The 23,907-nt window shown below is 62.8% G+C and carries 26 protein-coding genes and 1 pseudogene; 7 read left to right on the top strand and 20 right to left on the bottom strand.

The genetic code is table 11. The annotated features are described in order from the left end of the window. Positions 1-14: 14 nt before the first annotated feature. The 3 genes and pseudogenes from ACT5M9_RS11160 to ACT5M9_RS11150 all read right to left on the bottom strand — a co-directional run. Positions 15-509, bottom strand: a complete 495-nt coding sequence (locus tag ACT5M9_RS11160) for a hypothetical protein (RefSeq protein WP_457982749.1) — start codon at positions 507-509, stop codon at positions 15-17. Then, on the bottom strand, positions 499-1,353 hold the full coding sequence (locus ACT5M9_RS11155) for a ParA family protein (protein ID WP_457982747.1): 855 nt from the start codon (positions 1,351-1,353) through the stop codon (positions 499-501). The genes ACT5M9_RS11160 and ACT5M9_RS11155 overlap by 11 nt, the downstream gene beginning before the upstream one ends. A gap of 94 nt (positions 1,354-1,447) precedes the next feature. After that, positions 1,448-1,647: pseudogene (locus ACT5M9_RS11150) on the bottom strand (DUF2846 domain-containing protein); the annotation flags it as partial. 173 nt (positions 1,648-1,820) lie between these two features. Between ACT5M9_RS11150 and ACT5M9_RS11145 the strand changes: the two are divergent. After that, positions 1,821-2,333 (top strand): hypothetical protein, encoded by a 513-nt coding sequence (locus ACT5M9_RS11145; RefSeq protein WP_457982746.1) that lies wholly within the window; start codon positions 1,821-1,823, stop codon positions 2,331-2,333. A gap of 181 nt (positions 2,334-2,514) precedes the next feature. Here ACT5M9_RS11145 and ydfZ read toward each other — a convergent pair whose 3' ends face one another. Next, entirely contained in the window at positions 2,515-2,712 is a 198-nt protein-coding gene (gene ydfZ, locus ACT5M9_RS11140; protein ID WP_457982745.1) for a putative selenium delivery protein YdfZ, read from the bottom strand. A 272-nt stretch (positions 2,713-2,984) separates the two neighbouring features. Between ydfZ and ACT5M9_RS11135 the strand changes: the two genes are divergently transcribed. Next, on the top strand, positions 2,985-3,485 hold the full coding sequence (locus ACT5M9_RS11135) for a DUF1993 domain-containing protein (RefSeq protein ID WP_457982744.1): 501 nt from the start codon (positions 2,985-2,987) through the stop codon (positions 3,483-3,485). 247 nt (positions 3,486-3,732) lie between these two features. Here the strand turns inward: ACT5M9_RS11135 and ACT5M9_RS11130 are convergent, their stop codons facing one another. Continuing rightward, positions 3,733-4,182 (bottom strand): SRPBCC family protein, encoded by a 450-nt coding sequence (locus ACT5M9_RS11130; protein ID WP_457982743.1) that lies wholly within the window; start codon positions 4,180-4,182, stop codon positions 3,733-3,735. A 198-nt stretch (positions 4,183-4,380) separates the two neighbouring features. Here ACT5M9_RS11130 and ACT5M9_RS11125 point away from each other — a divergent pair, with 198 nt between their 5' ends. After that, positions 4,381-5,100 carry a chromophore lyase CpcT/CpeT gene (locus ACT5M9_RS11125; protein ID WP_457982742.1) on the top strand — a complete coding sequence of 240 codons (720 nt, stop codon included), beginning with the start codon at positions 4,381-4,383 and terminating at the stop codon, positions 5,098-5,100. A 59-nt stretch (positions 5,101-5,159) separates the two neighbouring features. On the opposite strand, the gene ACT5M9_RS11120 is transcribed toward ACT5M9_RS11125, so the two are convergent. The 9 genes from ACT5M9_RS11120 to ACT5M9_RS11080 form a co-directional block, all read right to left on the bottom strand. Continuing rightward, positions 5,160-5,318 (bottom strand): hypothetical protein, encoded by a 159-nt coding sequence (locus ACT5M9_RS11120; RefSeq protein ID WP_457982740.1) that lies wholly within the window; start codon positions 5,316-5,318, stop codon positions 5,160-5,162. A gap of 17 nt (positions 5,319-5,335) precedes the next feature. Further along, positions 5,336-5,752, bottom strand: coding sequence for a hypothetical protein (locus ACT5M9_RS11115; protein ID WP_457982739.1), 417 nt, complete (start codon positions 5,750-5,752; stop codon positions 5,336-5,338). A gap of 157 nt (positions 5,753-5,909) precedes the next feature. Further along, positions 5,910-7,025 (bottom strand): YeeE/YedE family protein, encoded by a 1,116-nt coding sequence (locus tag ACT5M9_RS11110; RefSeq protein ID WP_457982738.1) that lies wholly within the window; start codon positions 7,023-7,025, stop codon positions 5,910-5,912. Between the two features lie 131 nt (positions 7,026-7,156). Then, positions 7,157-8,395 carry an MFS transporter gene (locus ACT5M9_RS11105; RefSeq protein ID WP_457982736.1) on the bottom strand — a complete coding sequence of 413 codons (1,239 nt, stop codon included), beginning with the start codon at positions 8,393-8,395 and terminating at the stop codon, positions 7,157-7,159. Between the two features lie 11 nt (positions 8,396-8,406). Beyond that, positions 8,407-9,660: an ATP-grasp domain-containing protein gene (locus tag ACT5M9_RS11100; RefSeq protein WP_457982734.1), complete on the bottom strand. Its 1,254-nt coding sequence runs from the start codon at positions 9,658-9,660 to the stop codon at positions 8,407-8,409. Continuing rightward, complete coding sequence (locus tag ACT5M9_RS11095; RefSeq protein ID WP_457982733.1) at positions 9,657-10,847, bottom strand: ATP-grasp domain-containing protein; 1,191 nt, start codon at positions 10,845-10,847, stop codon at positions 9,657-9,659. Before ACT5M9_RS11095 ends, ACT5M9_RS11100 begins: the two co-directional genes overlap by 4 nt. Continuing rightward, entirely contained in the window at positions 10,844-12,100 is a 1,257-nt protein-coding gene (locus tag ACT5M9_RS11090) for an ATP-grasp domain-containing protein (protein WP_457982731.1), read from the bottom strand. Before ACT5M9_RS11090 ends, ACT5M9_RS11095 begins: the two co-directional genes overlap by 4 nt. A 45-nt stretch (positions 12,101-12,145) precedes the next feature. Beyond that, positions 12,146-12,901: an iron-containing redox enzyme family protein gene (locus ACT5M9_RS11085; protein ID WP_438550565.1), complete on the bottom strand. Its 756-nt coding sequence runs from the start codon at positions 12,899-12,901 to the stop codon at positions 12,146-12,148. A 20-nt stretch (positions 12,902-12,921) separates the two neighbouring features. Continuing rightward, a complete protein-coding gene (locus ACT5M9_RS11080; protein WP_457982730.1) occupies positions 12,922-13,185 on the bottom strand; it encodes a 2Fe-2S iron-sulfur cluster-binding protein in 264 nt (87 codons plus the stop codon). Between the two features lie 158 nt (positions 13,186-13,343). Here ACT5M9_RS11080 and ACT5M9_RS11075 point away from each other — a divergent pair, with 158 nt between their 5' ends. After that, complete coding sequence (locus tag ACT5M9_RS11075; RefSeq protein WP_457982729.1) at positions 13,344-14,762, top strand: aminotransferase-like domain-containing protein; 1,419 nt, start codon at positions 13,344-13,346, stop codon at positions 14,760-14,762. Position 14,763: 1 nt separating this feature from the next. On the opposite strand, the gene ACT5M9_RS11070 is transcribed toward ACT5M9_RS11075, so the two are convergent. From ACT5M9_RS11070 to relB, 6 genes are all read right to left on the bottom strand, one after another. Continuing rightward, a complete protein-coding gene (locus tag ACT5M9_RS11070) occupies positions 14,764-15,405 on the bottom strand; it encodes a LysE family translocator (RefSeq protein ID WP_457982727.1) in 642 nt (213 codons plus the stop codon). Between the two features lie 123 nt (positions 15,406-15,528). Next, positions 15,529-16,329 carry a helix-turn-helix domain-containing protein gene (locus ACT5M9_RS11065; protein WP_457982726.1) on the bottom strand — a complete coding sequence of 267 codons (801 nt, stop codon included), beginning with the start codon at positions 16,327-16,329 and terminating at the stop codon, positions 15,529-15,531. Positions 16,330-16,383: 54 nt separating this feature from the next. Next, the gene (gene rarD / locus ACT5M9_RS11060; protein ID WP_457982725.1) at positions 16,384-17,280 is read right to left on the bottom strand and encodes an EamA family transporter RarD; all 897 of its coding nucleotides are present in this window, start codon (positions 17,278-17,280) and stop codon (positions 16,384-16,386) included. 123 nt (positions 17,281-17,403) lie between these two features. Continuing rightward, the gene (locus ACT5M9_RS11055; protein WP_349920594.1) at positions 17,404-17,577 is read right to left on the bottom strand and encodes a hypothetical protein; all 174 of its coding nucleotides are present in this window, start codon (positions 17,575-17,577) and stop codon (positions 17,404-17,406) included. Between the two features lie 124 nt (positions 17,578-17,701). Then, entirely contained in the window at positions 17,702-19,198 is a 1,497-nt protein-coding gene (locus ACT5M9_RS11050) for an aldehyde dehydrogenase (protein ID WP_457982724.1), read from the bottom strand. A gap of 248 nt (positions 19,199-19,446) precedes the next feature. Next, positions 19,447-19,989 (bottom strand): type II toxin-antitoxin system RelB family anti-toxin, encoded by a 543-nt coding sequence (gene relB, locus ACT5M9_RS11045; protein ID WP_457982723.1) that lies wholly within the window; start codon positions 19,987-19,989, stop codon positions 19,447-19,449. A gap of 172 nt (positions 19,990-20,161) precedes the next feature. On the opposite strand from relB, the gene aptA reads away from it, so the two are divergent. The 3 genes from aptA (at position 20,162) to ACT5M9_RS11030 (ending at position 23,886) form a co-directional block, all read left to right on the top strand. After that, positions 20,162-21,490, top strand: a complete 1,329-nt coding sequence (gene aptA, locus ACT5M9_RS11040) for an omega-aminotransferase AptA (RefSeq protein WP_457982721.1) — start codon at positions 20,162-20,164, stop codon at positions 21,488-21,490. Between the two features lie 93 nt (positions 21,491-21,583). Further along, on the top strand, positions 21,584-23,080 hold the full coding sequence (locus ACT5M9_RS11035; RefSeq protein WP_457982719.1) for a CoA-acylating methylmalonate-semialdehyde dehydrogenase: 1,497 nt from the start codon (positions 21,584-21,586) through the stop codon (positions 23,078-23,080). Between the two features lie 83 nt (positions 23,081-23,163). Further along, the gene (locus tag ACT5M9_RS11030; RefSeq protein ID WP_438550556.1) at positions 23,164-23,886 is read left to right on the top strand and encodes a glutamine amidotransferase-related protein; all 723 of its coding nucleotides are present in this window, start codon (positions 23,164-23,166) and stop codon (positions 23,884-23,886) included. Positions 23,887-23,907: the final 21 nt, after the last annotated feature.

The following is a 23,907-nucleotide window of genomic DNA, read 5'->3' as shown; positions in this document are numbered from 1 at the left end:
AATAAAAATGTAACTTATTTTTCTTTATCTGGTGACATTATGAAGTTCGATAGGTTTTTATATTCGTCATCATCCTTACTTGATATTTTTGCGACATTTAACGTGGCGTTTTCAAGCTGTTCATAGCGTAAACTAGAGAGCTTTTCGAATAATTTGTATGTTATCTCGCTCTTGTTTTTACCATCAACATCAAATAACTTTGAACGTTCTGCAAAAGAGCGGACATCTGCAACACCTTGAAATATCAAACCGTTTCTATGTGCTTTATACAAATTATGAAGAATTTCATATTTCTCAGGTTCGTCTTTTTTAAGTTGATTTATCAACTCTAATAACGAGCTTCTATTTCTTTTTTGCTGGGGGTATGTTTTTTTTATTTTATCGCTCCAGTCACTGGAATTGACTATCTCATTTTTTATGAAGTCTAGTACATTATTAAATTCGTGTGCATTCAATTCTTCTTTTATAAGAAGAATTTTTAGGAGAGCTTGACGTTCTCTAGCATTCATACCCAATGGCCTCCAAAAACTCTTCGGCTACATCAGAAAACTCTGACTTCACATAGTCTCGTGCATAGTTTGTTAAGAATATAGGGCTTCCATCTCGAGATCCAGTGGGATATGAGTCTGAATGATGTGCTGGGTTATCAAAAACGGCCCACCCATTTTTTTTCGATAAACTACTTACACTTCTCATTGATTTTGTCTGCTCAGGTGGTGTCGCGGTTCTTTTAAGTCCATTAAAAATAACACCTCCCATTTCCAAATCTTGGCCATGATGCATTAGCTTGAACTCTTCTATAGAGCGAGCTAGTAGAGGTAGGCCGATTGTTGCTAAAAACTCAGGTCTTACAGGAACAAAAACGTATTTACTAGATTTATATGCGGCAGTAGTAAGTATGGACTCTGTCGGTGCACAATCAATTATAATTAAGTCATAATCTGATGCCACTTTATCAAGGAAAATAGGAAGTAAATGAGATTTATCTGTTGGGTTTTTCAATGTCCATGCCAATTCTAGTCTTGAAGGGAGTAGATCAATCAAACTTCCATCTGACCACGCTTTTAAGCGGTGAATAACATCACCAGGCTTTAACTCTGAAGATGTACTACTAAGACGAGTAGGCGATGAGAATTGCTCAAATATATCAACCACTGTTTTATTATCATTGCTTAAATATTTCAAATACTTTTCAGCCCCCATAAAGTACTGACTCAAATTTGATTGTGGATCCAAATCTACAGCGAGTACTTTCATGTTCCTCCGCCATGCGCAATACCATGCCAAGTTAAATGTTAAAGTGGTTTTCCCAACACCACCTTTCATATTAATCATTGAAACTACTGCAGCCATTGAATTCTCCTAAAGAGTGTTGTTTTTATCTTTCTTCATTAATGAATTCTATGAAATCGCATTCCAAAAGGCATGGTTACTAGACTATCTCCGGTCACTTAACCAGCTTGCTTTCCATCACCCCTTGCTTGCCCTCCTCTTCACTGACCTGACTCAGCTTGGAGCGGGCCATCAACAGGCCCATCTTGACCTCCTGCCAGACGTAGTAGTTTTTACCCGCCTCGGTGCTGAGGGTCAGGGTGGCATCGTTCTCCGACTTGGAGTGATGGTGTGGCTGCCCGGCGCCCTCTGTTTTGGTTGGAAGAAAGGCAAATAAAGGTTCGCATGGGGCTGCATCGTCGAGCAACTATTCAGGTCACCTCAGATGTGACGGGATTCAATATTTCAACAATTAATTGGCATGGCGTACCACTTTGACGGTGCAGCAAACCGCGGCATACTGCCCCGTCACCAGATGGGAGTCATTGATGTCTAAGTGGATACCGACACTGCGCCGGATAGGGCGGTGGTTTTTACGAAAAACAGCGCTGGCGCTGCTGACCAGCCTGCTGTTTCTGCTCTCGTTCACCCTGTTTCAATACGTATCCTGGTGGCCAGCGCTGGAGGTCGATTCCTTTCTCGAATGGAACGGTTTCTCTTCAGGGCGCACCTTTACCGAACTAGCCCTGCCCATGCTGGAGTTTGGTGCCTTGTTGGGAGCTTTCTTCTGGCCGCTGTTTTTGCTGACACCGCGTTCACTGCTACCAGCGCTCTTTGTCGGGCTCTGGTTGTGGCAGACCTATGATATCGCCTTTATGACGGCGACCGCCTCGACCTGGCTGCCCCACGAGATCATCTGGACCTTTATCCTGCCCCACACCCACTGGCTGCTTCTTACCTTGCTGCCCCCTCTGCTGCTGATCCGCCATCTCGGCAGTCGGCTGCTGGCGCCCGTGCCAGAAAGCCAGTCGGAGGCGGTCATAGTTTCAGGCAAGCCATAGCCAGAGTGGGGAAACAAGGTGCGGGCAGAACCTGATCCGCCCGGATTTATGAGATGCCAATCCAAAGGGCTATGGGCATAAACCGGGAGAAAGCGGGGAGGGAGGATCAGAAACCCGGCCGTTAGACGGGGCGCGGCGGCCGGGTGAATTGTAAAGAGTAGGGTGACAGCTAACGCCGGTATCAGCCTAGTCTAATCAACTCGATGGGCGCGTAACGCTCTCGGGTGTTGGCCAGCAGCACGCACTTCTCGTGCTCCGCCTGGTAAGGGGTCATATTGTCGGTGTGGGCCTCCTTCAGGGTATCGACGGCGCCGGTGGCGGCGATCATCACGCGCTGACCCAGGTGCAGTGCGTTTCTGTTCCGGTCATAGATCTTCATGACATCCTCCTTATCTGTGTCCAGGAAACCGCTTCAGACTACGCTCCTGAAAAAGGGTGATGCATGTCACAGATCAAAAAAGAGGCGAAGAGGGACTCATTGTGGGGTTGGGCTCCGGGGCATCGGCAACATGGGCTCACCGGGCTTGTCATCCCTTGTCGCCTCGTACAATTTCCCCCTGTGCTTTTTGCCAGCCAGGGCTCGAACCGGGGAGGGGATGCGCTATAGTGATGCCGCTTGTTTCACTGCCTTCAACCAACCGAGAGTGCATTATGAATCGTGATATCGCCGCCCAGTTTATCAAGATGCTGACCAACCTCGACCACTGCCTGGCCAAGGCCGAGGCCCACGCCGACGGGAAGAAGTTCAACGTGGACAACTTTGTGGGCGAGCGTCTTATCGTCGACATGCTGCCCTTCTCCAAGCAGGTGCTGATCTGCTGCGACAGCGCCCGCGCCGTGATCGCCACCGCCAGCCTGAGCGAGCCGCCTGTGCTGGGGGACGATCCCAAGACCATGGCGGATCTGCGCGCCCATATCGCCAAGACCATCGCCTATCTGCAGAGCAAGCTGGAGGCCGATTTCAGCCAGTATGCGAGCGGTCACTACTATCCCTACTGGGCCGGTGGCAAGGGGATGGATGGCCATACCTGCGTCCACGAGTACGGCATCCCGAACTTCTACTTCCACCTGACCATGGCCTATGCCCTGCTGCGTCAGGCTGGGGTGAACCTCGGCAAGGGGGATTATCTGGGTGGCCTGAACCTGCAATAAGAACCCATCCCATCAGGCTAGTTAACTCGCCATGTTGAACCCAGGCAGTGCTCGACATCCTCACGTACTCCAGTACGCTCCGGTTTCTGCGCGCTGGCTGTGTCCAAACTGCCTCAGGCAATGACGCCTATTGGGACAGGTTGTCAGTCGCGGTCTGTCGAAATGAAGAGAGCCTGCCAGTTCGGCAGGCTCTCTGTTTTTTTGGGCGCCGGGTTCTGGTCTGTGCTGGGCCCCTGACGCAGGGCCGTTATTCGCTCGGGAGCTCCGGCTCCACCAGGGCGGCGAGCTGGCTCAGGGACTCCTGCCAGCCGAGGTAACACATCTCCACCGGAATGAGTGCCGGGATCCCCGCCTGTTCGATGGCGAGCTCGGTGCCGCACAGTACCTGGGTCAGGGTGACGGTCACCCGCATCTCCCCCAGCAGGTTGGGATCATCGAACCTGTCGGTGTAGCGGATGCGCTTGCCCGGCTCCAGCTCCTGATATTCTCCGCCAAAGGCGTGGCTATGGCCGGTGCCGAAATTGGTGAACGCCATGCGAAAGTGGCCGCCGACGCGGGCGTCCAGGTGTTCCACCTTGCAGGTGAAACCGTGGGGCGGCAGCCACTTGGCGAGCGCCTCCCCTTCGATAAAGGCGCGATAGACCCGCAGGGGCGGGGCCTTGAGGACGCGATGCAGCGTCACTGTTCCTGTGCTCATCTTGGGTTCCTTCTCTGTGGTGTCCGAGCAAGGATAGACGCCCATGCCGGAGAGGGTGGCAAGAGGGGGACGCTGCGTCGCAGTCGTTCGCTAACACAGTGATTTTTCATCGGATCTTCGAGGAGTTGATCAAGATAGAGGTTATTGCCGCCGTTCGCTCATATAATCGCCGCCATGCAAGCGACTCGGAAGGATTCGATGATAAAGCTGATGGTGGCCCTGCTCGGTCTCTGCTACGCCAGTCTCGGCGGGGCGGCGCCCACTCCCTTCGTGACGACCCCTGCCGAGCAGGCGGTCAGCGCCGGGGCCCGGCAACAAGTTCATGGACAGGGGGCTCAACCGGTCGGCGCGGATCTCTCCATGGAGCCCCTGCTCTCCTGGTTCTCCGGCGAGTTCTCCAGCCGGGAGCAGGCCGGTTATGACAAGCGTTTCACCAGCGCCGAGCTGCGACTGGTGGAGATCTGGCCCGACTACCGGGGCTTTCGCTGGGTCTATGCCGAACAGTTCCTCACCGAGCGGGCGGTGCGGCCGTTTCGCCAGCGCATCTACCGCTTCTCGCCGGTGCCGGATGGCCGCATCCTGATGGCGGAGTTCACCATGCCGAGGGCAACCGACTTCGCCGGTGCCTGGCGCAGGCCCGAGCTGCTCGATACCCTGACCCCGCAACAACTCTCCCTGCGCCAGGGCTGCGAGATCTGGCTGAGTCGTCAACTCACGGGGGAGTACAGGGGGCACAGCAAGGTAGGCAGCTGCGCCACCGACTTCGGCGGGGCCAGCACCCTGGTGCAATACCTCTGGATCGGCCCCAACAGCATCAGGCTGCTGGACAGGGCCTATGACAACGAGGCGCACCAGCGCTGGGGCAGTCCGGGGGAGGGTTATGTCTATCTGCGGCGGGTGAAGCAGCGGGGGGAGTGAGGGGCCGATTTGGCCCCTTTTTGATCCGTCTGACCCGAGCTCAGGGGAGGGCGCTGCGTCTAGTCGATCAGGGTGCCAATGCCGGCACCGATGAGCATGCCCGAGGTGGTATTGCCGCTGAGGCTGCCGACACCTGCACCGACCATGCCGCCGGCGACGGTCGAGCAGCCCGCCAAGAGCCAGAGGGCGAATAGCAGGGCGGTGAGGGTCAGTTTCATCTCTTCCTCCAATGGGCTCAGCGGCCCTGCTGGTTCTGCAGCCTGGGTCTGGCCACTTCGTTCCACATCACGACGATGACTGGGGTATCGAGCTTGCCCGGGTTCGCGCCGTACCAGCGATCGATGCGATCTGACACCTCCCCGAGGGATATATCGGCGAGCCCGATCTTGGCCCGACGTGAGAAGGTCTGCTGTCCGGCGGGCACATGGCGTTCGTCCCAGTCGACGGCCACAGAGAGCAGGTTGGCCACCCCGAACAGGAAGGCGTGCCGCATCTGGGGCGTGGCCCGCAGCCAGTCGTTGCCATTGGCGAAGTGCTGGGCAGTGACCGCAGTGGCGGGGGATGGCGGTGTCACCTTCTCCTGTGCGGCAAGGGGGGAGGCGAGGGTGAGCAGGATGGCGATCGATGCCGCCAGGGAGTGAAGACGCTTCATGGGAGCCCTCTTGAATGGGGGAAGCGTTCGGTGGCAAGCCTGCAGAGGCGCCGCCAGACGCCCCTCTAGTATGGGCTCCTGCCGGCAGCCTTGCCTCCCGACACGGCGACGGGAGGCAGGGCGGGAATGGACGCCCCGGCCCGGGGCATCCAGAGGATCAGCGTGCCAGCCCGAACAGCGGCCGCAGGCGGATGCCGATCAGGCTGCCGCCGAGCGCCATCAACATCCAGACCCAGCCGTGCAGGCTGCCGGAGGCCGTGCCGTCGAAGTAACCGCCGAGGTTGCAGGCACTGTACATGGCCCCCATCCCCATCAATAAGCCCCCCAGTACGGCCGCCAGGCTGTTGCCGAGGCGCGCGGGCGCGAAGCTGGCGCCGCCGCTCAGGCAGCGGGCCAGGGCCGCCCCCAGGATCCCGAGCCAGAACATGCCCACCATGGGGTTCTGGAAGAAGGGCTGGGCCAGCTTGGGATTCTCCTGATAGAGGCCGAACAGGGAGGCGCCGCGCAGGGCCATCTCGTGCACGGCTCCCGTGATGGTCCAGGCCGAGCCGTGCAGGGCGACCACGGCGGAGTTGAGCAGGGCGATGAGGATGCCGCCGGTCAGCACGGTGAAGCGACCATCCCGCCAGAAGGGGTTGCCGCTACCGAGCAGGGGCTGCACCTCGCCGGTACGTTGCCGCTCGCTCTTGCGAAACAGCCAGAACAGGGCGCCGACCAGCGCCAGGTTCAGCACCATACCGCTCCAGTGGTTGCCGGTCAGATCCTTGAACAGCACCGTCTGGTTGCTGAAGGTGGCATCCAGGGCCGGGCGGAACTGGCTGCTGATGAGGGTGCCTATGCCGTAGCAGATCAGCACCAGCCAGAAGCGGGGCTGCCCCTCGCCGCAGCAATAGAGGGTGCCGGTGGCGCAGACCCCGGCCAGCTGCATGCCGATGCCGAACAGGAAGGCGCCGACGATGAAGGGCACGCCGATGGCCATGACGTTGCCCACCATGGCATCCCCGAACAGGGCGTGGCTGAAGGAGAGGAAGCTGGTAAACAGCAGGATCTCGATGGCGATGGTCAGCAGGTGAATGCGCACATAGTAGCTGTTGCGCCGGGTCAGCATCTCGCGCCAGCCGAAGACGATGCCGAAGCGGCTGAAGGAGAGGGTGAAGCCGAAGCCGAAACCGATGAGGGCCATCAGGGCCCACTTCATGCCGAAGTGTTGGCCCAGATAGAAGAGCGCTCCCCCCGCGAGAGCCACGATGGGGAGCGACCATTGTCGAGTCATGCCGATACATCCTTCACATTGTTGTGATAAAGGCGTGCATCCTAATCCCGCAATGAGTCCAACGCCAGCCCGATCGGGCCCGGGCACCCGAGTGAGTGCCGGGGCGCCGTCGGCGGGCTGCGCCGGGCGGCTTATTTGTTGCCCGCCTCCACCGCCGAGGGGGCGGGCTGCGGGGGCGTCCGGGTCCGGGCCGCACCGGCCAGGGCACGATAGAGCAGCAGATAACCCAGGGCGCTCACCAGACTCGCCACCAGGAATATCTCCTGCACAGGTACCCAGCTGCCGAACAGCGCCACGATGAGGCCGGCCAGGGGCAGGCTGAGCTGATTGAGCAGCACCATCAGGCTGATCACCCGGCCCCGCTGCTGCTCGGCTATCCAGTGCAGTCGTTCGGTGCGGATGAAGACGTTGAACAGGCCGCACAGGCCGTAGCTGAGGCCGCAGCCCAGCAGATACCAGCCGAAGCTGGGGGCCCTGGCCATGATGAGGCCCCCCGCCAGGATCAGCAGGAAGGCGAGCTGCCCTATCCAGTAGACGCTGAAGCGGCGCAGCAGCCAGGGCATCAGCAGGAAGGCGGCGATGGAGATGATCCCCATGGTGAGCTGGACGCTGGCCAGGGTCTGATCGCTCTGACCAAACAGCCCCAGGGTCATGGGGGCGGCGGTGGCGAGGGCCAGGCCGACGATCAGGTTGACCAGCATGGCGAGCCCGACCAGGCGCAGCAGGGTGGGCTGGGACAGCAGGGCACCCAGCCCCTCCCTCAGCTCGGGCAGCAGGGCGCGCCGCGCCGTCGCCGGCACCAGGGAGGCTCCCCGGGTCAGCCCCAGCACGCCGGTGGCGCTCAGGGCGAACCCCAGGGCGCACCCCCACAGCAGCTGGGTCGCCGGCATCCAGATGAGCAGGGCCGCCGCCAGGGCGGGACCGAGCACACTGGCCCCGTTGTTGGTGAGCTGCAACCAGCTCTGGGCTTTGGCCATCTCGGACTGAGGCACCAGCTGGGGCAATGTGGTCTCGAGGGCGATGAAGGCCTGGGCGTAGCAGAAGGCGCAGAGCGCCATCATCAGCAGTATGGGGGCCAGACCGCTGCCGGGCCAGAGGGTCATGATAAGGGCCGTGACCACGCAGGCCGCCGCTCTCAGACCGTCCGCCAGTATGTAGACGCGCCGGCCCCCGACCCGGTCGGCGAACACGCCGGCCAGGGGCAGGGAGACGAGGCGGGGCAGCCATTCGATGAAGAAGGCCAGCCCGGACAGGGCGACGCTGCCGGTGCTGCGATAGACCAGCAGGGGCACGGCAAACTGGAGGATCTGATCGCCGAGCCCGGACAGCAGGCGAGAGCCCAGAAAGACGGAGAAACGCATTCCCTGCATGGTGATGCTCCTCAGTAACTGGCGACGGGGGCGTCGCAGGTGATGACGGTAGCGGCCTCGATGGCCTCGGCCAGCGCGTCGAGCCGAGTGCGCAGGGTGTGATAGTCCGCATGGTGCAGCACTATGTGCCCCATGAAGCCGGCATTGTCGGTCACCCGGCTGCTGACCCTGTCCCCCCTGCTCCTGCTGTAGCTGCCCTGATGCAGCGTGATCCCGAGCTCCCTGGCCAGCTCGGCCATGTCCGGCAGCTGGTGCAGCACCCCCGCCTGACGGGGGCGCAGCATGCGGATCCCGCTGTAACCGCGCAGGGTCGGCTGGGCTGGCTGGTTCTGGCCCGTCATGGCCCAGTGCAGCCAGGCCTGCCAGGGATCGAACCCGTCGAAGCTCAGGGCTGCGAGATCCCAGATGTGCATGCCGGCCGGCCTCATGTTGCTCTCGACGGCGCTGGCTCCGTCTGCTCGCAGGAAGAGCTCGTTGTGATAGGCCCCCCAGTCCTCGGCCAGCAACTGACGCATGAACTCCCCGGCCTGCAACAGCCAGTCTCCCTGCTCCGGCGGGAGGGGGGCCGGCACTATCTGCTGGTATTCGGCCCGGTATGCCCCCGTGGTGGTGTGCTTCTCGGTCAGCCAGCGGCAGCCGGCGACATAGTCCCAGCTGTACTCCTGTGCCGCCTCGATGAGGGGCTCCATGATGAGACCGGCAGCTCTATAGGGGGTCAGCTCTTCCCAGATGGCGGCGCAGTCGCTGTGCTCGAGGACGGCGATGCAGCCGCGGCTGTTGCCCTCCGCCACCGGTTTGATGAAGCCTCTGCCCCCGAGGGCCTGACGGGTGGCGATCAGCGACGCCAGGCTGTCGATGGGCTGGGCCGTCAGCGGCAGGTAGTGGGCCGGAGCGGCCGCCTCGGCCTCCATGAGCCGGAAGCGCCGCTTGTCCAGACCCGCCAGCGCCGCCTGGGGTTGGCCGCCCGGCAATCGGTAGTGCCGGGCCAGTTCAGCGCCGAGAGGCACCCCCCGATCGGAGAAGGGGAGTATGCCCACCGGAGTCAACGCCGCCTCGGTGAGCGCCTGGCTGACAGGGGGCAGGCTGGGGGATTGGCCGAGTTCGGCCTCGATCACCAGGTCGGCGGCCTGCGCATCCTGAGGCCCGATGCGCTCCACGACCAGCACCAGCTTGCAGCCGAAGCCGCGATGGGCCAGCTGGCGCAGCTTGGCGACATCATAGATGCGCACATTGTTGTAACCGACGATCACGAAACAGGGGGTCATGCGGATGCCTCCATCAACGAGGGGGAAGGGATAATCGTCTCGACAGGGGTCTGTGCCAGCAGCTCGGCGAGGGCCAGCGGCAGGCGCTCCCCACGTCCCTGCACTATGCCGGAGAGGGGGGTGGCACCGGTGGCATAGCTGATGTTGCCGAGACGCGCCGTCCTGGGGGTGGCCTGATGCCAGCTATGGAGCAGCTCCCCCCAGCGCAGGGGCTCGAAGCGGATGTGCTGGGCCCCCGCGGTGTGGTGGGCCGGATAGACGAACCAGCCGTAGTGGGTGTCGCAGGGTGGCTTCGCCTGCTGAGCGATGACCCCGTGTAACTGGTATTGCAGGTCGATGTGATAGAGGTTGATCCCGGTGCGCAGCGCGAAGGTCTCCGCCACGCCGGCCCCGCCGACCCGGCAGGCCGTCTCGAGGAAACAGGGGTGACCGCGCTCATCCTTGATCAGCTCGAAGTGGAAGCAGCCCTGGCGCTGGCCGAGGGCCGCCAGGGTGCGGCGCAGCAGCCGGGCCATCGGCTCGTCACCGGGTACCTGCACCGAGCCAAGGGGGGCGCCCCCGGCGTAGTCCAGGCAGTTGCCGACGTAGCGGCTGGCGATCGACTGGATGACGACGCCATCGCGCAGGAAGCCGTCCAGATGATAGATCTCCCCCGGGACGAAGGCCTCGACGAAGTAGGTCTCCGGGGTGTCCAGGCGCTGGATGGCCTCGAGCACTGTCCGTCTGTCTCCCGCCACTATGCCCGTGCTGGACGCCTCCAGCCGGGGCTTGAGCACGAAGAGGCCGGGGCCGTCCGGCTGGCGCACGAAGTCGCCCAATGACCAGAAGTCGGGCTGGGGAATGCCGGCGGCACGGCACTGGGTACGCATGGCCCACTTGTCGCGCAGGGGCAGTATGGCGGCCGGGGGATCCCCCGGGATGGCGAACTGCTCGCGCAGCTCGGCGGCGACCAGCAGCTCGTACTCGGAGCGGGCGATCAGCCTGTCCGCCCTGGCGAGCAGGGCGGCGCACTGCTGGCCCAGGGTCTGGGTCTCGAAGTGGCTGACCTCCTGATAGTGGCTGCCGGGGGGAAGATCCCCCTGCCCACCGGGCAGGCAGAGGTAGTCGACCCTGTGCTCTGCATGATCGATCACCAGGTCGTAGCGGATCTTGGCATAGGGCAGCCGGTGCAAGATGACGATGTTCATGCTCGATACTCCACCTGGAAGTGATGGGCCGTACTGGCCGCGAAGTCTGGGAACTTGTGCTCGGGCAGATCCGAGATGTCCCACAGGGCCTGGCCGATGAAGATCTCCCGCTCGGTGTCGGGCAGGCGATCCCCATGCTGGACGAACAGCCGCTGATCCAGCAGGGGAGCCTGGTCGGTGGGTTGAGGCTGGATCCGGGCGACCGTCTGCCCGCCCTGGCCGAAGAAAACCCGGAAGAAGCTGCGTCGGTTGGTCGGAGAAGAAGGGGCGGCGGGCTGGGCGAGCAGGCTGTCCAGCCAGCGGGAAAGCAGGTCGACGCCGGCGTGGTGCCGGGTGCTCTCCAGTATGTAGGCGCCGCCCACCCGTGGGTTGATCTCCACGATCTCCCAGCCAGACGGGGCCGAGAACTTGGCCTCGATATGAAACAGGCCAGTCCCTATCTCCAGACAGGCGAGGCAGCGCGCGACAAAGGCCTTGCCCGCGGCCAGTTGGGCTTCCTGCAGGGAGACGGGGGGGCACACGCAGGCGTTTTCCAGCACGGTGAACCCCTGCTGGCACACCTCGATCTTCTCATGCACGGCCAGGATCTTGGCCTGACCCTGCTCCACAATCACCTCGAAGCAGAACTCGGAGCCGGCGATCAGATCTTCGATGATGAACTCGGGCTCACCCTGAAAGACGCCGGCATAGGCCTTGTCTGCGCAGGCTTGCTGCCAGAGCCGTGTCAGCTGCGAAAGTTGGTCGAGTTGACTGGCTCGAAATGCCCCGAAGGAGGCGAGCCCTGTTCTCGGCTTGATGAAGAAGGCGTCACGGTCGGTGATCTGCTGCCAGCGAGACTCGGTGAGGGGATGCGCCTCTATGCGTGAAAGCCCGTGGCGGTGCAGCCATTGGCGCATGGTCAGCTTGTCCCGCAGCCGGGCCACGCCGTTGACGTCGAGATCCGTCGCACCAAGCAGTGCGTTGGTCGCCGCCATCAGTTCGCGATAGGCGTCCCAGACACTGATGCAGGCGATCAGTTTGACGTCGGCCGGGAGCCGGGCCAGGAAGTGCGTGATGTCCTGCATGGTCAAGGCGTGGTCCTGGGTCACCTCGAGCCGGGTCACCTGATTGACCCAGGGGGGATTCAGCTCGCGCACCGGCTGGGAAGAGAGCACATGGCTGTCGAGGCCCCTGGCGGCGAGCAGTTGCTGCAGGGGCGTGACCATGGAGAGCTGTTGATGGGACAGAATGAGGATGCCCGGGCGTGAATTCATGGGATGACTCCTTGGGGGCCTGCCAAGGCAGGCCCCACCGGCTTGCTATGCCGCTTGCTCTGTGGCGTTGGCGTGGGTCTGGTACAGCTCGACGAAGAACAGCTTGAGCAGCTCCTGGATCTCGCTGAAGTAGCGCTTGATGTCGACGATGTCCTGCTCCTGTTCGATGAGCAGGTGCAGGATGTCCCACATCTCCTGGGTATGGTCTTCCACCAGATCCGTATTCAGATGGGCCGCCTGCCCCGCAATCTTCTCCTGGCCGAGGGAGTCGGCCATGGCCGCGATCTGCTTGGGGGTGATCTTCTGGGTGGTGTATTCGACCAGATAGCTGTAGCAGACCACGCCGATGGGCTTCTCGTGCTCGGCCACGAAATAGAGGTAGCCTGCCAGCAGCCGGGTATAGAAGCTGGGCTCGGTGCGGTAGATCTCCTCCTGGCTGACCCCGATGCGGGCCGCATCCTGGATGAAGAGGGTGTCGTGCAGCATCTCCTCGTCCTGATAGGCGGCGTACAGCTGGGCGGCCTCGGCGTTGATGCGGCTTATCTTGTGCAGGTTGTTGCACTGGGCGCTGCGCATCAGGCGGATGCGCCAGGCGTGCTCGATGAGGGTCTGGCGATAGTAAGCCAGGTTGATCTCGCTGCCCTCCAGATGACGGGCGAAGGGAACGGTGCGGTTCCACTCGTCTATCTTGGTGTCCAGAAACGCATCCAGCTCCCGTTTCACCTGGGCGCTCTCCTGAAGAGAGAGCAGAGGCTTGCGGCGTGCGATGGCCTGATCCGTGATGCGGTTTTTCAATTCCATTTGATTTCCCTTGAGTTGGCTTAACGAAGAGTGACATCCCCCAGCACCCGGCATTGGCAGGCCAGGCGCAGGTTGGCATCGGTTTGCCCCTTGAGTGCGAACAGACGTTCCTCTCTGGGGGTCAGGGCCGAGAGATGTTGCAACCCCTCGACCACATTGATGGTGCAGGTACCGCAATTGCCTGCGCGGCAGGCGAAAGTGATGTGATCGTCCATATCGAGCAGCCGGATTGGCTCGGGTGAGTCGATGACGATGCCGGTTCCCAGAAAGGTGATGCTTGGCATGCTTGAATCCCAACGAATGAAGGGAGGCCACCAGAGGCCACCCGCACTGAAGCCAACTCTAATGAGCGGATGGACAGTAGGGCAGGGAAAGGGGGTATTCATTTGGCATTACTTTGCCGGTAGAGTGGCCGGTAAAGTGAGGAAGGAGTCTCGCAGTCATGATGATCCCCGACCTGGCATTCAAGCCGAGGGAACCCAAGGTAGTACAGATCACGGACCATCTCGGTCAGCTGATTAAGGAGGGGGCCTTGCCGGCCGGCGCGCGCCTGCCCTCCATCCACGCCCTGATGCGGCAGTTCGGAGTGAGCAAGTTCACCGTGGTGGACGCCCTGGACAGGTTGAAGGGCCAGCAGCTGGTGCAGGCCAGCCAGGGACGCGGCTACTTCGTGTCGCGCCACAGCCCGCAGCCGGATAGCGACTGCCTGGGGCAGCTGCTGCCCCAGGACTTTCTGAGCGTCTCCCGCCGCGCCCTGATCGGCGAACAGGTCGCGAGCAGGCCGGGCTGTGGCTTCCTGCCCGCCGACTGGCTCGACGATGACAGCCTGCGCCAGGCCCTGCGTCAGGTGAGCCGTCAGCCCCATCTCAGGCTGGCGGAATACGGGGATGCCGCCGGCTATCGCCCCCTGCGCGAGACCCTGAGGGCCCGCCTGGCCGGCCTCGGCATGTCCCTCGGCACCAGCCAGATAGTGACCACGGCCAATACCATGCAGGCCCTGGATCTGCTGCTCCGGCTGCTGGTGCGGTCCGGGGATGCGGTGCTGGTGGACGATCCCTGCTACTTCAACTTTCACGGCATCCTCGGCCTGCACGGCGCCCGGGTCTTCTCCCTGCCCCGCGGCCCCAACGGGCCCGACATGGCGCTGCTGGAGCGCTGGCTGAAGGAGGAGCAACCCAGGCTCTACCTGACCTCGGGCCTGCTGCACAACCCGACCAGCCAGTCCCTCTCCGCCGCCCAGGCCTTCACCCTGCTGCAACTGCTGTCGCGCTGGAATTGCCACCTCATCGAGGACGATCTCTACGGGGATCTGCTGGGGGAGGGCATGCCCCGTCTGGCGAGCCTGGGGGGCTCTGAGCGGGTGACCTATGTCTCCGGTTTCTCCAAGCTGCTCAGCGCCAACCTGCGGATAGGCTTCGTGGTGGCGAGCCCGGCCCTGGCGGCGAGCCTGGCCGGGTTGAAGCAGGTGTGTGGCGGGGTCACCGCCGAGATCGGGGAGCGGGTGCTGACCAGTCTGCTGCGCGATGGCGACTATGACAGGCAGGTGCGTCGCATCCGGCAGCGCCTGTACGACGCCGGGGAGCGGGTCGATGGCTGGCTGCTGGGGCTGGGATGCCGGCTGGAATTCAACGGCCGGGGCGGCTTGTTTCGCTGGGTGAGGCTGCCCGATGGTGTCGATGGCGAGGCGCTGACCCAGGCCGCCCTGGCGGATGGCATTGCGCTGGCCCCGGGGTCACTGTTCACCCGGGGCCAGCAGGGGCGTCACTATATGCGGCTCAACCTGGCCCACACGGATCACCCCGAACTGATGGCCCGACTGGGCCGGCTGATTGCAACCTGCCGGGAGCAGGCCAGCGCCTGAGTCAGAGATAAGCGCTCGCCTCGACGGCCAGCTCGGCCAGGATGGAGAGGCTGACGGCGCAAAACAGCAGGCCGGTCACCAGGTTGAGTGGTCGCTGGACCCGGCCGAGCAGCCCCTGGGCGCGCGGGGTGGAGAGGCTCCAGGCCAGCAGGCCGAACCAGGCCAATGACAGCAGGAACAGCTCCAGGATCAGCAGACCCCGGGTCAGGCCATCCACCTGGGGTGTCACCATGGCCGCCAGCAACCCCATGAAGAACAAGAGCGCCTTGGGGTTGAGCAGGTTGGTGGCCAGCCCGCTCTTGACGCCCTTGCGCCAGCCCTGGCGATCCCCCCCCGCCCTGAAGGCCTGCCCGGCCGCCCCCTGCCAGGCGCCCTTGAGCGCACCCCAACCTAGCCAGCCGAGATAGAGGGCGCCCACTATCTTCACTCCCAGAAACAGCCAGGGATGGCTCGCGATCAGCAGGCTGATGCCGGTGAGGCTCAGGGTGGCGTGCAGCAGGATGGCGAGCGCTATGCCGAGCGCCGCCCCGAGGGCGGTGGGGCGATGCAGACTGGTGCGCAGGATCAGCGCGAAATCCGGGCCCGGGCTCGCCAGGGCGACGAGATGGATGACCCCTATGGTCAGAAACAGGCTGGTGAACATGGGATACCTCAACGACAAGACGAGGGCACAGCATGGGGCATGGTCGGGGTGGCTGGCTTGTAAAAGATTGCACGGCGGTGAGGGGCCCGGGAGTTAGGGGGCCTCATCGCCGGGCTGACGGCTCTAGAATCGCATCTGCTGGCGATAATCCGCCGGAGTGAGCCCGAAGGCCTGGCGAAAACCGTGGTGGAAGTGGCTCTGATCGAAGAAGCCGACCGCCAGCGCCACCTCGCTCACCGGCAGGCCGCTGCCGAGCAGGCGCTTGCCCTGCTCGAGGCGCAGCCGCTTGAGCCAGGCGTAGGGAGTCATACCGGTCTTTTTCTTGAACTGGCGCAGGAAGGCGAAGCGATCCAGCCCGAACTGGGCGGCGAGATCCTCCAGGCTGTGGTGCCCGTCCAGCCGGCCGAGCAGATAGTCCCGCAGGTACCGCAGTTGAGGATCCGCCAGGGCGTGGCGCTCGGGGGATAGGTGCAGCAGTTCGCCGAGCAGGCCGAGCAGCTCGCTCTCCGCCAGCAGGCCGTCCGGCTCGGGATTGTCCAGATACATGTGCAAGCGGGCGAAGCCTTGATAGAGGTCGGGTCGGCTCTGCAAGCCCTTGTCGAAGAAGGGCTCAGGGCTGTCTGGCAGCCAGCGCGCCAGCTGTTCGGGGGCGATGGCGAACACCCGCACCTCATACCCCTCCGGCAGCAGGCTCAGGCCGTCGTGCATCTCGTCCGGGTTGACGGTGGATAGCTCGCCGCGCACCAGGTTGTGGCTGCTGCCCTTGTGGATGAACTTCTGGCCACCCCGCTGCACCAGACCTATGTGATAGTCCAGGTGCACGTGGCGGCCGTAGCTGAACTCCCTGTGGTGGGAGTGGGAGAGCTCGACCCCCGGCAGCAGCCGGGATTGCCAGTAGTGGATGCGGGATTGGGGTGCGTTCATGGGTTATTGATACCCCAAAACCCGCCTCCTGGCTTGTAGATTATTGTGACCCCATCAGGAGGCCGCGGGCTTCTGCCTGCCGTTGCGCAGGCCATCCAAGGTGAACAGCACCAGAGCGCTCCAGATGCAGGCGAAGGTGATCATCTTGTCCAGCGCCAGGGCCTCCCCGTACAGGGTGACCGCCAGGATGAACATCAGGCTGGGCCCTATGTACTGGAAGAAGCCCAGGGTGGAGAGCTTGAGCCGGGTAGCGGCGGCGGTGAAGCAGAGCAATGGGGCCGTGGTGACGGCGCCGGCGGCGATCAGCAGCAGGTTCAGGTGCCAGTCGTTCTGGGTCAGGTGGCTGGTGGGGCTGTCGGCGAATCCCCAGAGATAGATGGCCGCCGGCGGCAGCATGATAAGGGTCTCGATCAGCAGGCCGGTCAGGGCATCCAGCGCCAGTTTTTTACGGATGAGGCCATAGACGGCGAAGCTCGAGGCCAGCACCAGGGCTATCCAGGGCAGGGAGCCGAACGCGATGAGCTGGATGGCGACCCCGATGACGGCGAGTCCCACGGCCCACCACTGCAGGCGGCGCAGCTTCTCGCTCAGGAACAGCATGCCGAGCAGCACGTTGAACAGGGGGTTGATGTAGTAGCCGAGACTGGCATCCAGCATGTGGCCGTTGTTGATGGCCCAGATGAACAGCAGCCAGTTGCCGCCGACGGTGACCGAGGTGAAGGCCAGGGTGAGCAGCACCCTGGGCTGGCGCAAGACCGCCTGCACCTTGTGCCACTGGCGGGCGAGCAGGGTCAGCACCATCAGCAGGGCGCAGGACCAGATCATGCGGTGGGTCAGGATCTCGGCGGCCGGCACGGCGGCTATGGTCTTGAAGTAGATGGGGGCCAGGCCCCAAAGGGTATAGGCGCACAGGGCATAGATGACGCCCTGGCGCTGGCTGTGTTGCTGCATGCGGATAACCTTCACTGGAGGGCGGATGTTGGACAACATCGCAAAAGTGCAGTGTAGCCATCCTTTTGGGGGGAAAGAAGTGAATAAATTGGTCGGAGGCGATTTTTACAGCATGACCCGGGGTCAGCGCCGGCCCCCGCGGCGGATCTTCTCCACATCCCGCAGCAGCCACAGCATGAGCACGATGGCGGAGATCCAGGGTCCCCAGGTCACATAGGCTTCACCCTGACCCATCACGAAGAACAACAGCGGCAATCCCACTACCAGAAACAGGACACTTCCCAGGAAGAACAGCATTTTTATCTTTAAATTTAACGGCTTGCTATTTGATGATTATATCGATTGAGGTCCGTGATGAAAGGATAAAAATGAAAAAGGGGGATTTCTCCCCCTTTATTGCCTGATCTCGTCATATTCGACGTTAATCGAGCTGGATCCAGGTGCTTTTCAGCTCGGTGTATTTCTCCAGGGCGTGCAGCGACTTGTCGCGGCCGTTGCCTGACTGCTTGAAGCCGCCAAACGGCATCGTCATGTCGCCGCCGTCCCAGTTGTTGACGAAGACGGTGCCGGCACGCAGGGCACGGGAGCCCTTGACCGCCTTGTTGAGATCCGCGGTCCAGATGGCGGCGGCCAGGCCGTAGTCGGTGTCGTTGCCGAGCGCGATGGCCTCTTCCAGGGTGTCGAAGCCGGTCACCGCCAGCACGGGGCCGAAGATCTCCTCCCGGAAGATGCGCATCTGGGGTGTCACCTCGTCAAAGATGGTGGGCTCTATGTAGTAGCCACCGCTCTCGGCATGGGTACGCTGGCCGCCGAGCAGCAGCTTGGCCCCCTCCTGCTTGCCGATCTCGATGTAGTTCAGCACCTGATCCATCTGGATGCCGTCCACCATGGCACCGATGCGGGTGGCGGGATCCAGCGGGTTGGATGAGATCCACTCGCGGGCGTGGGCCAGCAGGCGCTCCATGAACTGCGGCTTGATGCTGTTTTGCACCAGCAGGCGGGAGGCCGCGGTGCACACCTCCCCCTGGTTGTAGAAGATGGCGCCCGCCGCACTCCTGGCGGCGGCGTCGAGATCCGGCGCGTCCGCCAGCACTATGTTGGGGCTCTTGCCGCCACACTCCATAAAGGCGCGCTTGAGGTTGGATTTTCCGGAGCACTGCACCAGATGCTTGCCGATGCGGGTGGAGCCGGTGAAGGTGATGCAATCCACGTCCATGTGCATGGCCAGCGCCTCGCCGACCGTGTGGCCGAAGCCCGGCAGCACGTTGAACACGCCGTCCGGGATGCCGGCTTCCTTGGCGATACCCGCGATACGCAGGGCGGTGAGGGGGGATTTCTCGGAGGGTTTAAGGATCACCGAGTTGCCGGTGGCGAGCGCCGGGCCCAGCTTCCAGCAGGCCATTACCAGGGGGAAGTTCCAGGGGACGATGGCGGCCACGACACCGAGTGCCTCCCGGGTCACCAGCGCCAGGGCGGATTCCTCCACCGGGGCGACCTGATCGTAGATCTTGTCGATGGCCTCGGCGTTCCAGGCGATGCAGTTGGCGGCGGCGGGGGCATCATACCCCATGGCGTCGCCGATGGGCTTGCCCATGTCCAGCGACTCCAGCAGCGCCAGCTCCACCTTGTTCAGGCGCATCAGCTCGGCGAAGCGCTGCATGATCTGCTTGCGCTGCTTGGGGGCCAGCCCGCTCCAGCGCTTGTCGTCGAAGGCGGCGCGGGCGGCCTGCACCGCCAGCTCGGCGTCGGCGGCGTCGCAGGACGCGACCTTGGTCAGCAGCTGGCCGTTGGCCGGGTTGATGCAATCGAAGGTGGCGCCGTTCACGGCGTCCCGGTAGCTGCCGTCGATGAAGGCTTGGGAGGGCAGGGTCAGGTGGGAGGCCTTGTGTTGCCACTGGGCCAGGGTCAGGTCACTCATGTTCACTCCTTGAACCGACAGATAAGGTCTCTGCGTATCAATATGCTAAACATGCCGCCGCTTGTAAATCCATCCTGTAACATTTTATTAAACATTCGCCCTCGCCAGCGGTGGAGCACTGACGAGGGCGCTGGCCCGGATCGGCCCGGTCTGCGTGGGTCTGACCGCCGTTGCCGACGGTCAGGAGCAGATGGGGGATGAGCCGGAATCTGCCCGGTTTGTGCGGGGCTGACCGCCGTGGCGGGCGGTCAGAAGCTGGCCGGGGTGTTGGCGGAGATCAGCACGCACTCCTGCTCATCCACGTTGCGGAAACGGTGGGGGGTGCGGCTGTCGAAGTAGTATCCATCCCCCGGCGCCAGCAGATAGACCTGTTCGCCGACCGTGACCTCCACCTGACCCTGGATGACGATGCCGCACTCCTCGCCCTCGTGGCTCAGCATGTCGTCGCCGGTATCGGCGCCCGGGGGGAGGATCTCCTGCATCATGCCGATGGCGCGGTTCGCGCGGCTGTGACCCACCAACCTGTAGCTGATGGGGTGAGTGCCGAGATCCGGCATGTCGTCCGCGCGGAAGATCACCTCGGAATCCATCTCCGTCTCATCGGTGAAGAAGCTGGCCAGGGACATGGGAATGCCCTCCAGCACCTTGCGCAGTGAGGCCACGGACGGGCTCACCTGATTTTTCTCGATCTGGGAGATAAAGCCGTTGGTCACACCGGAGCGCTTGGCCAGCTCGCGCTGGGAGAGAGCCGCCTTGGTGCGAACCGCCTTGAGGCGGTGACCGATATCCATCGATAGACACTCCTTGACTGTTTACTATTATTAAAATTGTGTTAAATATCTTATACCACCCATGGCGGGTGACACCAAGCAGGGCGACACAGAGCCCTTTTTTATGGATTTAGGTGTTTAATTTAATAGGCAATGGCCAAGCGTTACTAAACGCCTTAAGGATGAGGTGACCATGAAACCTGTCAGCGACATCAATACCCCCGACATGTCCGCCTTCTGGATGCCCTTCACCGCCAACCAGCAGTTCAAGGCGGCCCCGCGCATCCTGAAGTCGGCGCAGGGGATGTATTATCACTCAGAGGATGGCCGCAAGATACTGGATGGCACCGCCGGCCTCTGGTGTTGCAACGCGGGTCATGGTCGGCGGGAGATAGCCGAGGCGGTCTCCCAGCAGATCTCCCACCTCGACTTCGCCCCCACATTCCAGATGGGCCATCCCCTGCCGTTCGAGTTGGCGAACCGGCTGGTGGAAATCGCCCCCAAGGGGCTGGGCCACGTCTTCTATACCAACTCCGGCTCGGAGTCCGTCGATACGGCGCTAAAAATCGCCCTGGCCTGGCAGCGGGCGCGCGGCCAGGGTACCCGCACCCGGCTGATTGGCCGCGAGCGAGGCTACCACGGGGTGGGCTTCGGCGGCATCTCGGTGGGGGGCATCCCCGGCAACCGCAAGTGGTTCGGCTCCCTGCTCGGCGGGGTGGATCATCTGCCCCACACCCTCAACATAGGGAAAAATGCGTTCACCAGGGGGCTGCCGGCGGAAGACCTCACCCTGGCCGATGAACTGGAGAAGATCGTCTTCCTGCACGACGCCAGCAATATCGCCGCCGTCATCGTCGAACCCATCGCCGGCAGCACCGGGGTCATAGTGCCCCCTCAGGGCTACCTCAAGCGGCTGAGGGAGATCTGCACCAAACACGGCATCCTGCTCATCTTCGATGAGGTGATCACCGGCTTCGGTCGCCTCGGCTCTCCCTTCGCCGCCCAGGAGTTCGACGTCATCCCCGACATGATCACCTGTGCCAAGGGCCTCACCAACGGTGCCATCCCCATGGGGGCCGTGCTGGTGAGCGACGGCATCTATGACGACATGATGGCCGCGGGCAAGGGGGCCATCGAGTTGTTCCACGGCTACACCTACTCCGGCCATCCGGTGGCCGCCGCCGCGGGTCTGGCGACCCTGGAGATATATCGCAACGAGAATCTACTGAGCCGCGCCGCCGATCTGGCGGGTTACTGGGAGGAGGCGGCCCATTCGTTGAAGGGCTGCAAGCATGTCAAAGACGTGCGCAACTACGGCCTGGTGGCGGGCATAGAGCTGGAATCCATGCCGGACGCGCCGGGCAAGCGTGCCTACGAGGTGTTCGTGCGCTGCTTCGAGAAGGGGGCCCTGATCCGGGTCACCGGCGACATCATCGCCCTGTCGCCGCCCCTCATCATAGAGCGCAGCGAGATCGACGATCTCTTCACCCTGCTGCAGGACGCCCTGCAAGCCCAGACCTGATCACCCCCTCATTTGCGGGGCGCCCGCTTGGGAGCCCCCTCCTTGCGCCTGACGCTCATGGCCGCGCAGGAACCCCAATTTCACGGAGGATTTATGACCTACAGGATCAACAACTTCATCGGCGGCGAGACCACGGAGAGCCGCAGCGAGCGCTTCGGCGCCATCTTCAACCCGGCCACCGGCCAGCAGCAGGGCCAGGTGGTGCTGAGCACCGCCGCCGAGTGCCAGGAGGCCATCGCCAGCGCCGAGCGCGCCTTCGCCGACTGGTCCCAGACCCCGCCCCTGGTACGGGCCCGGGTGATGTTTCGCTTCAAGGAGCTGATGGAGCAGCACAGGGACGAGCTGGCCCGGCTCATCAGCCGCGAGCACGGCAAGGTGTTCTCTGACGCCCAGGGTGAGCTGACCCGTGGCTTGGAAGTGGTGGAGTTCGCCTGCGGCATTCCCCATCTGCTCAAGGGGGAGCACTCCCTCAACGTGGGCCGTGGGGTGGACAGCCACTCCATGATGCAGCCGGTGGGGGTCTGCGCCGGCATCACGCCGTTCAACTTCCCGGCCATGGTGCCGCTCTGGATGTTCCCGGTGGCGCTGGCCTGTGGCAACAGCTTCATCCTCAAGCCCTCCGAGAAGGATCCGTCGCTCTCCCTGCGCATGGCCGAGCTGCTCAAGCAGGCGGGCCTGCCGGACGGGGTGCTGAACGTGGTCAACGGTGACAAGGAGGTGGTGGACGTGCTGCTGACCGACCCGCGGGTGGCCGCGGTCTCCTTCGTCGGATCCACCCCCATCGCCCAGTACATCTATGCCACCGCCTCGGCCCACGGCAAGCGGGTGCAGGCCCTTGGCGGCGCCAAGAACCACATGCTGGTGATGCCGGACGCGGATCTCGATCAGGCGGTCGCCGCCCTGATGGGGGCGGCCTATGGCGCCGCCGGCGAGCGCTGCATGGCCATCTCGGTGGCCCTGGTGGTGGGCGACGAGACCGCCGATGCCCTAGTGGCCAGACTCTCGCCCCTGGTGGCGGCGCTGCGGGTCGGCCCGGGTCTGGGTCAGAGCCCGGAGAACGAGATGGGGCCCCTCATCAGCCGGGAGCACCTGGCCAAGGTACGCGGTTACGTGGATCAGGGGGTGGCCGAGGGCGCCGAGCTGGTGGTCGATGGCCGCGGCCTGAGCCACGAGGAGGGCTACTTTATCGGCGGCAGCCTGTTCGACAGGGTGGGCCACGAGATGCGCATCTACCGGGAGGAGATCTTCGGCCCCGTGCTCGTCATCGTGCGGGCGCCGGACTACGAGACGGCCCTGCGGCTCATCAATGAGCACGAGTACGGCAACGGTACCGCCATCTTTACCTGCGATGGCGACACCGCAAGGGACTTCACCACGCGGGTGCAGGTCGGTATGGTAGGGGTGAACGTACCCATCCCCGTGCCCATGGCATTTCACAGCTTCGGTGGCTGGAAGCGGTCCATCTTCGGGCCGCTCAACATGCACGGGCCGGATGGGGTGCGTTTCTACACCCGGATGAAGACGGTGACCGCCCGCTGGCCCCAGAGCCTGCGCGCCGGTGCCGAGTTCTCCATGCCGACCATGAAATGACAACCATGCAGCAGCTAGCCCTGGCATGGCCCGGCGGAAGGGATCCGCCGGCTTGTCCCGCTATCCCTGTGAAGGAGTGACTGATGAGACTGGGAATTCTCGATTGTGACCGGCTTGACCCCGATCTGGTGGGGGACTTTGGCCCCGTTTACTCCGAGATGTTTATCAAGGGATTCCGGGCGCTGGCCCCGGCGCTAGAGTACAGGGTCTGGTCGGCCCTCGACGGCGAACTGCCCGGAGACTTGACCGAGTGCGATGCCTGGCTCATCACGGGATCCCGCCACGATGCCTACAGCGATCTGCCCTGGATCCTGGCGCTGCGGGAGTGGATCCGCCAGGCCCACGACGCCAACGTCAAGCTGGCCGGGGTCTGCTTCGGCCATCAGGTGATCGCCCAGGCCCTGGGGGGCGAGGTGATGAAGTCCACCAAGGGCTGGGGGCTCGGCGTCTCCGTCCACCCCATGCTGGAGTCGGAACCCTGGATGCAGCCGGGGCTCGAGACCATCCGGATCCTCGCCAGCCATCAGGATCAGGTGGAGCAGCTGCCGCCCGGGGCGACCCGGCTGGCGGGCAACGATTTCTGCCCTAACTTCATGTTCCTGCAGGGGGACAACATAGTGGCCATTCAGGGCCACCCCGAGTTTTCGGTGGAGTACAACCGGGCGCTGATCGAGCGGCGCCGGGACAGGCTGCCGGATGCCCATTACCAGCGCAGCCTCTCCTCCCTGGAGGGGGAGGTGGATTCGGCCACCATGATGCAGTGGCTGCTGCAGTTTCTCGGCATCTTGCCGGTCGAGTCTGTCTAACGCCGTCGCTGGTTTGTCATA

This window comes from Aeromonas sp. AE23HZ002T15, from assembly GCF_054165525.2.
This window is presented reverse-complemented; position numbering and strand designations above follow the sequence as displayed.

Excerpts from the sequence above, each read along its gene's own strand:
- ACT5M9_RS11160 (WP_457982749.1), bottom strand. The coding sequence starts at position 509 with ATGAATGCTAGAGAACGTCAAGCTCTCCTAAAAATTCTTCTTATAAAA.
- ACT5M9_RS11155 (WP_457982747.1), bottom strand. The coding sequence starts at position 1,353 with ATGGCTGCAGTAGTTTCAATGATTAATATGAAAGGTGGTGTTGGGAAA.
- ACT5M9_RS11145 (WP_457982746.1), top strand. The coding sequence starts at position 1,821 with ATGTCTAAGTGGATACCGACACTGCGCCGGATAGGGCGGTGGTTTTTA.
- ydfZ (WP_457982745.1), bottom strand. The coding sequence starts at position 2,712 with ATGAAGATCTATGACCGGAACAGAAACGCACTGCACCTGGGTCAGCGC.
- ACT5M9_RS11135 (WP_457982744.1), top strand. The coding sequence starts at position 2,985 with ATGAATCGTGATATCGCCGCCCAGTTTATCAAGATGCTGACCAACCTC.
- ACT5M9_RS11130 (WP_457982743.1), bottom strand. The coding sequence starts at position 4,182 with ATGAGCACAGGAACAGTGACGCTGCATCGCGTCCTCAAGGCCCCGCCC.
- ACT5M9_RS11125 (WP_457982742.1), top strand. The coding sequence starts at position 4,381 with ATGATAAAGCTGATGGTGGCCCTGCTCGGTCTCTGCTACGCCAGTCTC.
- ACT5M9_RS11120 (WP_457982740.1), bottom strand. The coding sequence starts at position 5,318 with ATGAAACTGACCCTCACCGCCCTGCTATTCGCCCTCTGGCTCTTGGCG.
- ACT5M9_RS11115 (WP_457982739.1), bottom strand. The coding sequence starts at position 5,752 with ATGAAGCGTCTTCACTCCCTGGCGGCATCGATCGCCATCCTGCTCACC.
- ACT5M9_RS11110 (WP_457982738.1), bottom strand. The coding sequence starts at position 7,025 with ATGACTCGACAATGGTCGCTCCCCATCGTGGCTCTCGCGGGGGGAGCG.
- ACT5M9_RS11105 (WP_457982736.1), bottom strand. The coding sequence starts at position 8,395 with ATGCAGGGAATGCGTTTCTCCGTCTTTCTGGGCTCTCGCCTGCTGTCC.
- ACT5M9_RS11100 (WP_457982734.1), bottom strand. The coding sequence starts at position 9,660 with ATGACCCCCTGTTTCGTGATCGTCGGTTACAACAATGTGCGCATCTAT.
- ACT5M9_RS11095 (WP_457982733.1), bottom strand. The coding sequence starts at position 10,847 with ATGAACATCGTCATCTTGCACCGGCTGCCCTATGCCAAGATCCGCTAC.
- ACT5M9_RS11090 (WP_457982731.1), bottom strand. The coding sequence starts at position 12,100 with ATGAATTCACGCCCGGGCATCCTCATTCTGTCCCATCAACAGCTCTCC.
- ACT5M9_RS11085 (WP_438550565.1), bottom strand. The coding sequence starts at position 12,901 with ATGGAATTGAAAAACCGCATCACGGATCAGGCCATCGCACGCCGCAAG.
- ACT5M9_RS11080 (WP_457982730.1), bottom strand. The coding sequence starts at position 13,185 with ATGCCAAGCATCACCTTTCTGGGAACCGGCATCGTCATCGACTCACCC.
- ACT5M9_RS11075 (WP_457982729.1), top strand. The coding sequence starts at position 13,344 with ATGATGATCCCCGACCTGGCATTCAAGCCGAGGGAACCCAAGGTAGTA.
- ACT5M9_RS11070 (WP_457982727.1), bottom strand. The coding sequence starts at position 15,405 with ATGTTCACCAGCCTGTTTCTGACCATAGGGGTCATCCATCTCGTCGCC.
- ACT5M9_RS11065 (WP_457982726.1), bottom strand. The coding sequence starts at position 16,329 with ATGAACGCACCCCAATCCCGCATCCACTACTGGCAATCCCGGCTGCTG.
- rarD (WP_457982725.1), bottom strand. The coding sequence starts at position 17,280 with ATGCAGCAACACAGCCAGCGCCAGGGCGTCATCTATGCCCTGTGCGCC.
- ACT5M9_RS11055 (WP_349920594.1), bottom strand. The coding sequence starts at position 17,577 with ATGCTGTTCTTCCTGGGAAGTGTCCTGTTTCTGGTAGTGGGATTGCCG.
- ACT5M9_RS11050 (WP_457982724.1), bottom strand. The coding sequence starts at position 19,198 with ATGAGTGACCTGACCCTGGCCCAGTGGCAACACAAGGCCTCCCACCTG.
- relB (WP_457982723.1), bottom strand. The coding sequence starts at position 19,989 with ATGGATATCGGTCACCGCCTCAAGGCGGTTCGCACCAAGGCGGCTCTC.
- aptA (WP_457982721.1), top strand. The coding sequence starts at position 20,162 with ATGAAACCTGTCAGCGACATCAATACCCCCGACATGTCCGCCTTCTGG.
- ACT5M9_RS11035 (WP_457982719.1), top strand. The coding sequence starts at position 21,584 with ATGACCTACAGGATCAACAACTTCATCGGCGGCGAGACCACGGAGAGC.
- ACT5M9_RS11030 (WP_438550556.1), top strand. The coding sequence starts at position 23,164 with ATGAGACTGGGAATTCTCGATTGTGACCGGCTTGACCCCGATCTGGTG.